This is a genomic window from Leeuwenhoekiella sp. A16 (genome assembly GCF_047946675.1).
Taxonomy (GTDB): Bacteria; Bacteroidota; Bacteroidia; order Flavobacteriales; family Flavobacteriaceae; genus Leeuwenhoekiella.
This window is the reverse complement of the sequence record NZ_CP172313.1, coordinates 4,223,151-4,237,932: the sequence shown is the minus strand read 5'-3', so window position 1 is coordinate 4,237,932 and position 14,782 is coordinate 4,223,151. Positions and strand designations below refer to the sequence as shown.

At 38.4% G+C, this 14,782-nt stretch carries 12 protein-coding genes; all 12 read left to right on the top strand.

Features of this window, described 5'->3' with window-relative positions:
• Positions 1–67: 67 nt before the first annotated feature.
• On the top strand, positions 68–718 hold the full coding sequence (locus ACH3O9_RS18500) for a response regulator (RefSeq protein ID WP_416442944.1): 651 nt from the start codon (positions 68–70) through the stop codon (positions 716–718).
• A 267-nt stretch (positions 719–985) separates the two neighbouring features.
• Complete coding sequence (gene ilvD, locus ACH3O9_RS18495; protein WP_416442942.1) at positions 986–2,668, top strand: dihydroxy-acid dehydratase; 1,683 nt, start codon at positions 986–988, stop codon at positions 2,666–2,668.
• Positions 2,669–2,677: 9 nt separating this feature from the next.
• Positions 2,678–4,411, top strand: a complete 1,734-nt coding sequence (ilvB, locus tag ACH3O9_RS18490; protein ID WP_416442940.1) for a biosynthetic-type acetolactate synthase large subunit — start codon at positions 2,678–2,680, stop codon at positions 4,409–4,411.
• A gap of 2 nt (positions 4,412–4,413) precedes the next feature.
• The gene (gene ilvN / locus ACH3O9_RS18485) at positions 4,414–4,950 is read left to right on the top strand and encodes an acetolactate synthase small subunit (protein WP_416442938.1); all 537 of its coding nucleotides are present in this window, start codon (positions 4,414–4,416) and stop codon (positions 4,948–4,950) included.
• 117 nt (positions 4,951–5,067) lie between these two features.
• Positions 5,068–6,570, top strand: coding sequence for a ketol-acid reductoisomerase (gene ilvC, locus ACH3O9_RS18480; protein ID WP_416442936.1), 1,503 nt, complete (start codon positions 5,068–5,070; stop codon positions 6,568–6,570).
• Between the two features lie 16 nt (positions 6,571–6,586).
• Positions 6,587–7,852, top strand: a complete 1,266-nt coding sequence (gene ilvA / locus ACH3O9_RS18475) for a threonine ammonia-lyase IlvA (RefSeq protein WP_416442934.1) — start codon at positions 6,587–6,589, stop codon at positions 7,850–7,852.
• A 4-nt stretch (positions 7,853–7,856) separates the two neighbouring features.
• On the top strand, positions 7,857–9,458 hold the full coding sequence (locus ACH3O9_RS18470) for an NADP-dependent glyceraldehyde-3-phosphate dehydrogenase (protein ID WP_416442932.1): 1,602 nt from the start codon (positions 7,857–7,859) through the stop codon (positions 9,456–9,458).
• 417 nt (positions 9,459–9,875) lie between these two features.
• Positions 9,876–10,517 (top strand): GNAT family N-acetyltransferase, encoded by a 642-nt coding sequence (locus ACH3O9_RS18465; protein WP_416442930.1) that lies wholly within the window; start codon positions 9,876–9,878, stop codon positions 10,515–10,517.
• Positions 10,510–11,697: an argininosuccinate synthase gene (locus tag ACH3O9_RS18460; protein ID WP_416442928.1), complete on the top strand. Its 1,188-nt coding sequence runs from the start codon at positions 10,510–10,512 to the stop codon at positions 11,695–11,697. The genes ACH3O9_RS18465 and ACH3O9_RS18460 overlap by 8 nt, the downstream gene beginning before the upstream one ends.
• Positions 11,694–12,671: an N-acetyl-gamma-glutamyl-phosphate reductase gene (gene argC / locus ACH3O9_RS18455; RefSeq protein ID WP_416442926.1), complete on the top strand. Its 978-nt coding sequence runs from the start codon at positions 11,694–11,696 to the stop codon at positions 12,669–12,671. Before ACH3O9_RS18460 ends, argC begins: the two co-directional genes overlap by 4 nt.
• Positions 12,672–12,796: 125 nt before the next feature.
• On the top strand, positions 12,797–13,597 hold the full coding sequence (proC, locus tag ACH3O9_RS18450; protein ID WP_416442924.1) for a pyrroline-5-carboxylate reductase: 801 nt from the start codon (positions 12,797–12,799) through the stop codon (positions 13,595–13,597).
• Positions 13,594–14,721 (top strand): aspartate aminotransferase family protein, encoded by a 1,128-nt coding sequence (locus ACH3O9_RS18445; RefSeq protein ID WP_416442922.1) that lies wholly within the window; start codon positions 13,594–13,596, stop codon positions 14,719–14,721. The genes proC and ACH3O9_RS18445 overlap by 4 nt, the downstream gene beginning before the upstream one ends.
• The last annotated feature ends 61 nt before the right edge of the window (positions 14,722–14,782 follow it).

Sequence of the window (14,782 nt, the reverse complement as noted above, 5' to 3'; positions counted from 1 at the left end):
AAGAATTAGTAAATTTAGGGTAGTAATTCCCCCGGTTCCTTTACGTACTGAAGAATAATTTAAAATTATGAAAATCAAAACTATAGGTATAGTAGACGATCATGTGCTCTTTGCCCAATCCCTTCAGGGTCTTATCAATAGTTTCGAAGGTTTTGATGTGCTATTTATGGCAAAAAATGGTAATGATCTGATCAATAAATTAGATGTCGCAGGCAAGGATCCTGATATTATTTTGCTTGATATCAATATGCCTGTTATGAATGGTTTTGAAACCATCGCCTGGTTAAATAAACATAAACCACATATAGATGTTCTTGCATTGTCTATGGATGATGATGAAAATACTATAATCCAAATGCTGCGTTTAGGTAGTAAAGGGTATTTAATTAAAGATATTCATCCTGAGACTTTAAAGATGGCGTTAAATGAGGTTATAGAGAAAGGTCATTATTATTCAGATCATGTTACGCAGGCTCTTCTTGATAGTGTGAACAATAAAGGAAAAGATACAGATGCAGATAACTTTTCGTCACGTGAACTTGAATTTATGAAGCTCGCATGTTCTGATAAGACCTATAAAGAGATTGCAGACGTCATGTGTCTTAGTCCTAAAACGATAGATAATTACAGAGATACACTTTTTAAAAAGCTGGAAGTGCGAAGTCGCATAGGTCTGGTGCTATATGCGCTAAAAAATAAAATAGTAAGAAATCAATGATTTAGAATAACTTATAAATACAATAAACCTTCTGTAGAAGCAGGAGGTTTTTTTATGGAATAAAGCCTTGACAAAATCGGTCATTTTGATACTAAAATCGGTCAATTCTGATTAGTTTTTGGCACTGGCTTTAGTAGAATTTTTAGTATTAATTAATTGAAATTCAGTAAATTAAATAGAAGTGTTAACGATTGACCTTTAATATCAATTTCAAATCAAAGACAAGAACAAGAATCAATTATATAATTTCGAAGTAGAATAACATTTATGGAATTAAATAAATACAGTAAAGCAGTAACTCAGGATCCTACACTGCCGGCAGCACAGGCAATGTTACACGCCATCGGTTTAACAGATGATGATTTAAAAAAACCTTTAATAGGCATTGCAAGTACAGGTTATGAGGGTAACCCTTGTAACATGCATCTTAACGACTTAGCAACTTTCGTAAAGAAAGGAACAGAAAATGCAAATTTGGTCGGTTTGATTTTTAATACCATAGGTGTAAGTGATGGTATTTCTAACGGAACTCCGGGTATGCGTTTCTCGCTGCCTTCAAGAGATCTAATCGCAGATTCTATGGAGACTGTGGTCGAGGCCATGAGTTATGATGGTTTAGTTACAGTTGTAGGCTGTGATAAAAATATGCCGGGAGCTTTAATGGCGATGTTGCGATTAAACAGACCGTCTATTTTAGTTTATGGCGGCACCATTGCCTCGGGTTGTCATAACGGTAAAAAATTAGATATAATTTCGGCTTTTGAGGCCTTTGGTCAAAAAGTAGCGGGTACGATAGATGAGACAGAATATAAAGAAGTAATTCATAAAGCTTGCCCTGGTGCTGGTGCTTGTGGTGGTATGTACACAGCAAATACAATGGCTTCGGCGATTGAAGCTTTAGGGATGTCTTTACCTTTTAATTCATCAAATCCTGCTGTAAGTGACGGCAATATTAAAGAACAGGAATCTATTAGGGCGGGAGAGGCTTTGCGCTTACTGCTTGAGAGAAATATTAAGCCTTCAGATATTGTTACTAAAGAATCTTTAGAGAATGCCTTCAGACTGGTAACTGTGCTGGGTGGTTCTACAAATGCGGTGCTTCACTTTTTAGCTATTGCGAAAGCTGCGCATGTAGAGTTTACTCTTGATGATTTTAAAAGAATAAGTGACAATACGCCTTTATTAGCAAACCTAAAACCAAGCGGTAAATATTCAATGGAAGATTTACACGGCGTGGGTGGTATTCCCGGAGTTTTAAAATACATGTTAGATAATGATATGCTTCACGGCGATTGTCTTACAGTAACCGGTAAAACCCTGGCCGAAAATCTTAAAGATGTTCCTAATCTTTTAGAAGATCAGGATATCATAAGTACCCTTGAAAGCCCAATAAAAGATACAGGACATATAAGAATACTTTTTGGTAATCTGGCAACAGAAGGTGCTGTTGCAAAGATCACTGGTAAAGAAGGACTTTATTTTAAAGGTCCGGCAAATGTGTTTGATAGTGAGACAGCAGTAAATATTGGGATCAAATCTGGTGAAGTAAAAAAAGGTGATGTTGTTATCATTCGTTATGAAGGTCCTAAAGGAGCACCGGGAATGCCAGAAATGCTTAAACCTACATCTTCAATTATGGGAGCTGGTCTGGGAAAAGAGGTTGCTTTAATAACAGATGGTCGTTTCTCTGGTGGCTCTCATGGTTTTGTGGTGGGTCACGTTTCGCCAGAAGCACAAGTAGGCGGTAACATCGCTTTGGTGCAAAATGGCGATATTATCGCTATTGACGCCGAAAAGAATACGATTAATATCGAAATTTCTGATGAAGAATTAGAAAAAAGAAAACAAAACTGGCAGGCTCCCAAATTAAAGTTTGAGCGTGGCGTGCTTTATAAATATGCAAAAACAGTTTCGTCTGCATCTAAAGGCTGCGTGACGGATGAATTCTAGAATTGGCTTATGGAGACACAAACAATTAAGTTACAGGCACAGGATACACTTGTTACCGAAAGGTTAACAGGAAAAGAGGCGATCATAAAATGTTTGCTTGCAGAAGGAGTCGATATTCTTTATGGATATCCAGGCGGTGCCATTATGCCTGTTTATGACGAGCTTTATAAATACCAGGATCAATTGCATCACGTGCTTACACGTCATGAGCAAGGCGCAACACATGCCGCTCAGGGTTATGCGCGCGTGAGTGGTAAAGTAGGAGTAGCGATAGCAACTTCTGGTCCCGGGGCTACAAATCTTGTTACAGGAATTGCAGATGCGCAGATTGATTCTACGCCTATTGTTTGTATTACAGGACAGGTAGCTTCACATCTTTTAGGTAGTGATGCCTTTCAGGAAACTGATATTATTGGTATTTCAACTCCGGTTACAAAATGGAATTATCAGATCACAAAAGCTTCTGAGATCCCAAAAATATTAGCGAAAGCTTTTTACATCGCAAAAAGCGGTCGCCCGGGACCCGTGCTTATAGATATTACAAAAGATGCTCAGTTTGAGGAGTTTGATTTTGTGTATCAAAAGTGTACAGGTATTCGCAGTTATAAGCCTATTCCTGTTGTTAATAAAACGAAATTACAGGAAGCTGCCCACTTGATTAACAATGCTAAAAAGCCAATGATCGTTTGGGGTCAGGGCGTTATTTTAGGCAAAGCTGAAGAAGAATTCAAAGCTGTTGTTGAGAAGTCTGGTATTCCTGCAGCATGGACGATTTTAGGGGTTTCTGCAATACCTACAGATCATCCTTTAAACGTAGGTATGGTAGGTATGCATGGTAATTATGCGCCTAATATGCTAACTAATGAGTGCGACGTTCTTATTGCGATCGGGATGCGTTTTGATGACCGGGTGACTGGTGATCTTAATTCCTACGCAAAACAGGCTAAAATCGTTCATTTTGAGATAGATCCCGCCGAAATTGATAAGAACGTAAAAACTGATGTTGCTGTTCTTGGGAATAGCAAAGATTCTCTTGCGGCTTTATTGCCGTTACTAAATGAGAATAAGCACGATGAGTGGCATCAGCAGTTTAAAGATATGTATGCTACAGAATATGATCAAATTATAAAAGATGATATTCATCCTACTAAAGAGGGTCTTACTATGGGCGAGGTTTTAGAAGGTATTAATAAAGTGAGTGGTGGCGATGCTGTTATTGTTTCAGACGTAGGTCAGCATCAAATGATCGCCTGCCGCTATGCAAAATTCAATAAATCACAAAGTAACGTTACTTCCGGTGGTTTAGGAACTATGGGTTTTGCGCTTCCTGCAGCAATAGGTGCAAAAATGGGAGCTCCGCAAAGACCTGTTGTTGCGATTATAGGTGACGGCGGTTACCAGATGACAATTCAGGAATTGGGGACTATTTTTCAGACTAAGGTTCCAGTGAAGATCGTCGTATTAAATAACGAGTTTTTAGGAATGGTGCGCCAGTGGCAACAGCTGTTTTTTGATAAACGCTATGCTTCAACTAATATGATCAATCCAGACTTTGTGACTATCGCAAAAGGATATCATATAGAAGCTCAAAAAGTAACTAAAAGAGAAGATTTACCAGCTGCAATTGAAGCTATGATGGCTTCAGAAGATGCTTACTTTCTTGAAGTTATGGTAGAAAAAGAAGATAACGTATTTCCTATGATCCCATCGGGAGCTTCGGTTTCAGATATTAGATTAAGTTAGTTATGAGCGCAACAAAAACATTTACAGTTTCGATTTATACCGAAAATAATATCGGTCTATTAAATCGTATTTCGGCTATCTTCCAGAGAAGACATATTAACATCGAGAGTTTAAACACTTCTATTTCAGAAATTGAAGGAGTTTCACGCTTTACCATCGTAATTAATGTAACCGAAGAACAGATCAAAAAGATAATTGGTCAGTTGGAAAAACAGGTAGAAGTAATAAAAGCTTTTTACCATACAGATGAAGAAACAATATTTCTTGAGGCTTGTCTTTTTAAAATAAAATCAGACCTTTTGTTTGAAGAGCGCCAGATTCAGAATATAATTAAAGAAAGCAACTCTAGAATTGTCACTGTAAATCGTGAATTTTTCGTTCTTGAGAAATCAGGCAAACGCAGCGAGATCGAATTATTATATCGCGAACTTAGCGCTTTCGGGATTATGCAGTTTGTACGTTCTGGCAGAATCGCGGTTACAAAAGACGAAATGAAAATATCGACTCTTTTAGCCGAATTTTCGGTCGAAAGTGTGTAAAAATCGGCTTGAATAGTAAATATTTAATGAGGTAAGCCTCAACAAAAAAACCTGTAAAAGGGCAAATAAAACAATAACCTAATACCAAAAAAGTCCCATCATTTTGGGCAAAAGATTATGGCAAATTACTTTAACACTTTATCCCTAAGAGAACAACTGGCACAGCTGGGGAAGTGCCGTTTTATGGAGGCAGCAGAATTTGAAAGTGGTGTAGAAGCTCTTAAAGGAAAGAAAATTGTAATCGTGGGTTGCGGTGCTCAAGGCTTAAATCAAGGTCTTAACATGCGTGATTCAGGTCTTGACATTTCTTATACATTGCGTGAAGCGGCGATTAAAGAAAAACGCGCTTCTTATAAAAATGCGACAGATAATGATTTTGTTGTTGGGACGTATGAAGAACTTATCCCAGATGCTGATGTAGTTTTAAATCTTACTCCAGATAAGCAACATACAAATGTTGTAACGACTATAATGCCTTTGATGAAAGAAGGTGCTACGCTTACCTATAGTCACGGTTTTAATATTGTAGAAGAAGGTTTGCAGGTGCGTAAGGATATTACCGTAATTATGGTAGCGCCTAAATCTCCTGGTTCAGAAGTACGTGAAGAGTATAAAAGGGGCTTTGGTGTGCCTACATTAATTGCTGTGCATCCTGAGAACGATCCTAAAGGTGAAGGTCTGGATCAGGCAAAAGCTTACGCCGTTGCTACAGGAGGTCACAAAGCAGGTGTGCTTGAATCTTCATTTGTCGCTGAAGTAAAAAGTGATCTAATGGGTGAGCAAACCATACTTTGTGGTGTGTTACAAACCGGTTCTATCTTGTCTTTTGATAAAATGGTAGAAAAAGGAATTGAGCCTGCTTACGCGGCGAAATTGATTCAATACGGTTGGGAAACGATTACTGAAGCTTTAAAGCACGGTGGTATTACAAATATGATGGATCGTCTTAATAATCCATCTAAAATCAAAGCTTTTCAGCTTGCAGAAGAACTAAAAGAAACTATGCGCCCGCTTTTTGAGAAGCATATGGATGATATTATGTCTGGTCACTTCTCTAAAACTATGATGGAAGATTGGGCAAATGATGATGCTAATCTTTTAAAATGGAGAGCAGAAACCGGTGAAACAGCTTTTGAAAAAACTGAAGCTACAGATGCAGAAATTAGCGAACAAGAATTTTTTGATCACGGTACATTGCTTGTCGCTTTTGTAAAAGCAGGAGTAGAGCTTGCTTTTGAAACTATGACAGATGCCGGTATTATTGAAGAATCTGCTTATTATGAGTCACTTCATGAGACTCCGTTGATTGCAAATACCATCGCTCGTAAAAAATTATTTGAAATGAACCGCATCATTTCAGATACTGCAGAATATGGTTGCTATTTGTTTGATCATGCATGTAAACCTTTGTTGAAAGACTTCATGACAAAGATAGATACAGATGTAATTGGTAAAGCTTTCGCGAAAGGAAATCAGGTTGACAATAAAGAGTTGATCGCAGTAAATGATGAGATACGCAATCATCCTGTAGAAGAAGTAGGAGCGTGGTTACGTGAGTCAATGACTGCCATGAAAGAAGTAAGAACCGTTACCGAGAAAGAAGAATCGGTTTTAGCATAAATTGTAAAGACCAAATATGAGTAACACAAAGACCACATATTTCCCGTCGCTCGAATCTGTTAAAGAAGCTGCAGAGACATTAAAAGAAGTAGCCCTGGTTACACCTTTGATGAAAAGTTTAAGTTATTCACGTGAGTTTCGTGCAAACGTATTACTTAAACGTGAAGATTTGCAGCAGGTACGCTCTTATAAAATTCGTGGAGCGTTCAACATGATAAATTCACTTAGTGAAGAAGATCGACAGAAGGGAATTGTGTGTGCGAGTGCAGGTAATCACGCTCAGGGCGTAGCTTTTGCCTGTGCTAAACTTCATATTCTGGGTACTATTTATATGCCTGCACCTACTCCTAAACAGAAGATAGAGCAGGTTAATATGTTTGGCGAAGATTACGTAGAGATCGTTTTAACTGGCGACACGTTTGATGATGCTTACAAAGCAGCAAAAGAAGCCTGCGATCTACAAGGTAAAATATTTGTACATCCGTTTGATGATGAGAAAATTATAGAAGGTCAGGCTACGGTAGGGCTAGAGATAATTGAGCAATCACATGTAGAGATTGATTATGTTTTTGTTCCTGTAGGTGGCGGCGGACTGGCTTCCGGGTTAAGTACGGTTTTCCATTTGCTTTCGCCAAATACAAAAATTATAGGAGTTGAGCCGGAAGGTGCGCCATCTATGAAAACATCAATCATGAATAAGGAAAATACAACCTTATCTATGATCGAGAAGTTTGTTGACGGTGCGGCTGTACAGCGTGTGGGTGACCGCAATTTTAATATCTGTAAAGAATATCTTTCAGAAATGGTAACCGTGCCAGAAGGTAAAGTTTGCCAGACCATACTTGATCTCTACAATAAAGATGCGATAGTGGTAGAACCAGCGGGTGCGCTTACTCTCGCTGTTCTTGAACAATATGCTGAAGAAATTAAAGGCAAAAATGTTGTCTGCATTGTAAGCGGTAGTAACAACGATATTACACGTACCGCAGAAATTAAAGAACGCGCTTTATTGTATCAGGGACTAAAGCATTATTTTATTGTGCGTTTCCCGCAAAGAGCGGGAGCTTTAAGGGAGTTTTTAGCCGAAATTATGGGTCCTGAGGACGATATTACGTTCTTTCAATACTCTAAAAAGACGAGTAGAGAAGATGGTCCTGCTGTTGTAGGAATCGAAATTAAACGTAAAGAAGACCTTGAGCCTTTGATTAATAGAATGAAAACTCGTAATTTTTACGGAGAATATTTAAACGATAAACCCAACCTTTTTGAATTTTTAATTTAACGAAATGGACCAACAACTAACCGATCAAAAAATACCTTCTCAATTTAAAGTAAAACCCATAGAACAGCGTGAATATCTCGTTGATGGTAAACTTGTAAGCTGGGACGGTAAAACCGCTGATGTTTTTTCTACAATTCGTACAGAAGTTGATGGTACATATGCTCCTACACATTTAGGATCTGTTCCGCAATTGGGCGAAAAGGAAGCATTAGAAGCTCTTGAAGCTGCTTCAAACGCTTATGATAAAGGTCAGGGCTTGTGGCCTACAATGAAGGTTGAAAGCCGCATAAAATGTATGGAGGCTTTCGTTGAAAAAATGAAAACCAAGCGAGAAGAGGTTGTTAATTTTTTAATGTGGGAAATTTGTAAAAATTATCCCGATTCTCAAAAGGAGTTTGACCGTACAGTTGAATATATCTACGATACCATAGAAGATTACAAAAATATGGATCGTGACAGTGCAAAATTCCATAAGCAAGATGGAATTCATGCACACATTCGCAGAGGTCCGTTAGGTGTTGTTTTGTGTCTTGGGCCTTATAATTATCCACTAAATGAAACTTTTTGCCTGTTGATCCCTGCATTAATCATGGGAAATACGGCAATTTTTAAACCCGCTAAACACGGTGTTTTATTAATATCACCACTTCTGGAAGCTTTCCAGGAAAGTTTTCCTCCCGGGGTTGTAAATATAATTTACGGTCGTGGTCGCGAAGTGGCTTCACCCATTATGAAGACTGGTAAAGTTGATGTTTTGGCACTAATTGGTCACAGTTCATCAGCAAATGCTTTACAAAACCTACATCCTAAAAAGAACCGTTTGCGTTTAGTTTTAGGTTTAGAAGCTAAAAATCCTGCTATAATTTTACCCGATGCAGATCTTGATCTTGCGGTTTCAGAATGTATCGCAGGTACGCTATCTTTTAACGGTCAGCGTTGTACTGCTTTAAAAGTGGTTTATGTTCATGAAAATATAGCTGAAACTTTTAACCGTAAATTCTCTGAAGCTGTCGACGCTTTAAAATTTGGATTACCCTGGGAAGATGGTGTTAAACTCACTCCGCTTCCAGAACCTGATAAACCCGCTTATATTCAGGGATTAATAGATGATGCGCTTGCAAAAGGAGCTGAGATTATCAACGAAAAAGGGGGTGAAAAGACCGATAATTACATCTATCCGGCGGTTTTATTTCCGGTTTCTAAAGATATGAAGGTGTACCAGGAGGAGCAATTTGGCCCTGTAGTTCCTATTTTAACTTTCAAAACTATTGACGAGCCTTTAGATGACATGGCAGAATCTAACTATGGTCAGCAGGTTAGTTTGTTCGGTAAGGAGGTTAAAACTTTAGCCCCACTTATTGACACATTGGTAAATCTGGTTTGTAGAGTTAACTTAAATAGTTCTTGCCAGCGTGGTCCTGATGTGTATCCTTTTACCGGTAGAAAAGATTCTGCAGTAGGTACACTAAGTGTTCACGATGCTCTGCGTTCTTTTTCTATTAGAACATTTGTGGCTTCAAAAGACAATGAATATAACAATGCCATTCTTAACGAACTTCTGGACACTAAAAAATCTAATTTCGTAAGTACAGATTATATTCTTTAATGCTTAATTAATATTTCAAGCAATTGATTTTTAGGAAGAATTGATTTCTATGGATAGAAATTGAATTTTAATACTATTTTAGATACATTATAAAAAAAATGTTCTACATTCGTTTTATGATTACTAATGAAAATAAATTACCGGTAACTCCCAGTAGGCGCACACCACGTCCTCGTCGTTGTGCGCGTATATAATTGCCCATCACTCAGTTACCAATATTTATTTTTAATTCAATGTTTTCTTTTCCTTTTCATTTTTTAGCTTTTAGTATTGACCATAATAATGGCAATTCTAATTCATTTAGGCTATGCCGCCGTCGCCCCATAGGGGTGCAAAATTTAATGAAACTAAGGTGAGTCCGGTTTCTTTCACAACGGTAAATCAAAATCTTTTTATTAATTTTTCAATTACAGCATTATGGATATTGTAATTGCCAATAAGTCCCATGCGGGATATGCACAATTAATTTGTGATACAATAGCAGAATCGGCCAAAGTTCGTGGTACCGGTATAGCTAAGCGCACACCTGAATATGTCATCACTAAGATGGAAAACGGGAACGCTATCATCGCTTTAGACGGCGATAAATTTGCAGGCTTCTGCTACATAGAGGCCTGGGGTCACGGCAAATTTGTGGCAAATTCAGGACTTATTGTTCACCCTGATTATAGAAGTCGGGGGTTGGCAAAGGACATCAAAAAGGTGATTTTTGAGCATTCGCGAAAGAAATATCCAGACGCAAAAATTTTCGGTATAACAACCGGTCTGGCTGTGATGAAGATCAATAGTGATCTGGGTTATCGCCCTGTTACTTTTTCAGAACTAACAGATGATCCTACTTTCTGGAAAGGCTGCCAGACTTGTCGCAACTATGATATTCTGCAACGTACAGAGCAAAAAATGTGCTTATGCACAGGCATGTTGTATGATCCTGCAAAAGAGAAAGAAAAAGTAAAGACCGAACAGGAAAATAAAGTCAACAGCAAAAATTTCACGCGATTAAAAAGTATAAAAGAAACCTTGTTTCTTAAAAAAGAAAAAGTAAAAACTCATGAATAAGCTTGTTCTGGCATACAGTGGTGGTTTAGATACTTCTTACTGCGCCAAATATTTATCTAAAGAAAAAGGTTTTGAAGTACACGCCGTAAGTATTAACACCGGCGGATTTTCACAGGAAGAAATTGACGAAATCGAGCAAAAAGCACTAAAAATCGGTGCAAAAAGCTATAAAAACGTTCAGGCTGTAGATACTTTTTATAATAAGGTTGTGAAATATCTTATCTACGGGAATGTTTTAAAAAACAACACCTATCCGCTTTCAGTAAGTGCAGAGCGTATCATTCAGGCGGTTGAGATAATCAACTACGCAAAATCTATTGGTGCAAAATATGTTGCTCATGGTAGCACAGGCGCCGGTAACGATCAGGTACGTTTTGATATGATCTTTCAAACGCTCGCTCCTGAAATTGAAATTATAACTCCTATTAGAGATTTAAAACTTTCGCGTGAAGCGGAAATTGAATATTTAAAAAGTCAGGGCGTAGAAATGGCCTGGGAAAAAGCTAAGTATTCTGTAAACCGCGGACTTTGGGGAACCAGCGTAGGTGGAAGCGAAACACTTACTTCACATAAAGGTTTACCGGAAGAAGCGTATCCTTCTCAAGTGCAAAAGCACGAAAAGGAACAGGTTGTTCTTACTTTCACTAATGGCGAACTTACCGCTGTTAACGGCAACGAAGATACACCGGTAAAAAATATCGAGATACTACAAGAACTTGCTTCACAATTTGGTATTGGTCGTGATATTCATGTGGGTGATACGATAATTGGTATAAAAGGTCGTGTAGGTTTTGAAGCCGCAGCTCCTATTATCATTATAAAAGCGCACCATTTGCTCGAAAAACACACGTTGACCAAATGGCAAATGCAGCATAAAGATTACATGTCAAACTGGTACGGCATGCATTTACATGAAGGTCAATATCTTGATCCTGTGATGCGTAATATGGAAGCTTTTTTAAACGACAGTCAGGCAAATGTGAATGGTGATGTTTATGTGACGTTAAATCCTTACAGGTTTACTTTAGAAGGAATAAAATCTGATAATGACTTGATGAATGCCTCTTTTGGCGCTTATGGCGAAATGAACAAAGGCTGGACGGCAGATGACGCGAAAGGATTTATAAAAATTCTGGGAAATCAGAACAAAATCTATAACCACGTAAACGCTGAGAAATGATCAAAGCAGGAATCATAGGTGGAGCGGGATATACGGCTGGCGAACTCATACGTATTTTGCTGAATCATCAATATGTGGAGATCGATTTTATTTACAGCACTTCTAATGTGGGTAATGCAGTTAGTAAGATTCATCAGGATTTATTGGGCAGTACAGATCTGAAATTTTCAGGTGAGGTAAATGCGGCTGTAGATGTTGTTTTTTTATGTTTAGGACACGGAAATTCAAAAGCTTTTTTAGAAGAACATCTTTTTCCTGAAAGTACTATTGTTATAGATCTCAGTAATGATTTTCGCTTAAAACCAGATGCACAATTTCAAGGTCGCGAATTTATTTATGGTTTAACCGAATTAAATAAAACAGCGATTAAAGAAGCGGGTTCTATTGCAAATCCGGGTTGTTTTGCAACAGCGATTCAGCTTGCATTGCTTCCGCTTGCAGATGCAGGTTTAATTAAAGATGATGTGCATGTAAATGCGGTTACCGGTGCGACCGGTGCAGGAACTTCACTTTCTGCTACTACGCATTTTACCTGGAGAGATAATAATTTTTCGTATTACAAACCCTTCACTCATCAGCATATGGGTGAGATCAATCAGTCGGTAAAAAGCTTGCAGGGAAATTTCGCTAAGGAAATCCATTTTTTGCCCAATAGAGGCGATTTTTCCAGAGGAATTTTCGCAACAGCGTACACTTATTTTGACGGTGATCTTGAAGAGGTGACTTCTATTTACAAGAAATTCTATGAAGACGCTCCGTTTACCTTTGTTTCAGAGGACGAACTTCATTTAAAGCAGGTGGTAAACACAAATAAATGTCTAATTCATTTGCATACGCACAACAACAAATTATTGATCAGTAGTGTGATGGATAATTTATTAAAAGGCGCATCGGGACAGGCAGTAGAAAATATGAATCTTGTTTTTGGACTTCCACAAACCGAAGGATTACAACTAAAAGCATCCTATTTTTAAACAAAAGCTCCTCTCCTAATTTAGGAGAGGTGTTTCGGCAAAGCGGAAACGGAGAGGTAAAGAATAAATATTTTCGCTTTAGCGAAAAACCATCCTTTAAGGGTGAGGAAACAAAATAAACGACAATGAAAATAGCCATAATTGGTACCGGTAATCTGGGTCTTGCCATTGCAAAAGGTTTGGTTACAAATAATGCAATAACGACATTATATCTTACCAAAAGAAATCCGGCAGCCATTGAAGAATGGGCGGAGTATAAAAATGTATTTGTTACTGCAGATAATGTGGAAGCGGTGCAAAAGTCAGACATTATCATTTTTGCTGTTCAACCCAGCCAGATAGAAAATATTCTTCAAAGCATAAAGGGAGAATTGACAGACAAACATGTTTTGATCTCAACAATTACTGGTTATCAGATCAACCAAATTGAAGCTGTTGTTGGTCCCGATCAATTTATCATTCGGGCGATGCCAAATACTGCGATTGCTGTAGGTCAATCTATGACCTGCCTAAGCAGCAACGAGAAAGGCATGAAACGCATTAAAGTTGCTGAGGCTATTTTTAACCGTTTAGGGAATTCCTTGATTATTCCTGAACACTTGATGCAGGCTGCAACTGTGGTTTGTGCAAGCGGGATTGCTTTCTGGATGCGCCTGATACGTGCAACAACTCAGGCGGCAATACAAATGGGTTTCGACTCAAAAGAAGCTCAGGAACTTGCTATGCATACTTGTAATGGAGCTTCAAGTTTGTTGATTCATTCCGGTAATCATCCCGAAGAAGAGATTGATCGTGTAACCACACCACGAGGTTGTACCATAGAAGGTTTAAATGAGATGGAACATAAGGGACTGAGTTCGTCATTAATACAGGGAATGGTCGCTTCGTACAACAAAATAAGCAATATAAAACTGGAGCAAAAATGAGTTTATTTGATGTTTATCCACTTTATGATGTAACTCCGGTTAATGCAAAAGATGTTTTTGTTTATGACGAAAAAGGAGTCGAATATCTTGATTTATATGGCGGTCACGCCGTTATTTCTATAGGTCATGCACACCCTGAATATGTTGCAAATTTATATGATCAGGTACAAAAAATAGGTTTTTACAGCAATGCGGTTCAGAATCCGTTACAGGAAGAATTGGGTGAGCGTTTGCCTGCTTTCGCGAAATGTGATGGTTACCAGTTATTTATGTGCAATAGTGGGGCAGAAGCTAACGAGAACGCTCTAAAGCTTGCTTCTTTTGCTACAGGAAGAAAAAAAGTGGTCTCATTCACCAATAGTTTCCACGGAAGAACTTCTGCTGCTGTAGCCGCTACAGACAATGCTAAGATCGTTGCTCCCATTAATGCTCAACAGGAAGTTGCTTTTCTCACTTTGGGAGATTTGGAAGCGCTTGAAAATGAACTTTCAAAAGAAGATATTTGTGCTGTAATTCTCGAATTTATTCAGGGAGTTGGCGGACTTGATGAAAGTACCGCGGCATTTTATGAAGGCGTAGATGCACTTTGTAAAAAGTATGGTACAATGCTTATCGCTGATGAAGTTCAGGCTGGTTTTGGGCGTACAGGAGCGTTTTTTGCCTTCCAGGAGTATAATATTGAGCCCGAAATTATTTCGATGGCAAAAGGTATGGGCAACGGGTTTCCTGTTGGCGGGGTTTTAATTCACCCTTCCATTAAGCCTGAGTACGGAATGCTGGGAACAACTTTTGGCGGCAATCATTTGGCGTGCAGAGCTGCGCTTACTGTTCTGGATGTTTTAGAAAAGGAAAACCTGATGGAACACGCCAGAATTATGTCTGAATATTTTTTCGCGAAAGCGGAGCATATTCCACAAGTCAAAAAAATAAAGGGCCGCGGATTAATGTTGGGATTAGAATTTGATTTTGAAGTGGGCCCGATGCGCAAGCAACTTATTTACGATCACCACATCTTCACCGGAAGCGCAAAAAACAAAAATCTATTGCGGATTTTACCCCCTTTAACGATGAAAAAAGCCCATTTTGACCGGTTTTTTGAAGCCTTGGAGCAGGTTTTAAACTAACGTCAATCTGAAACTGAATTGTAACACTGAGCCTTTCGAAGTCTTATTTAGGCTTTAGAAT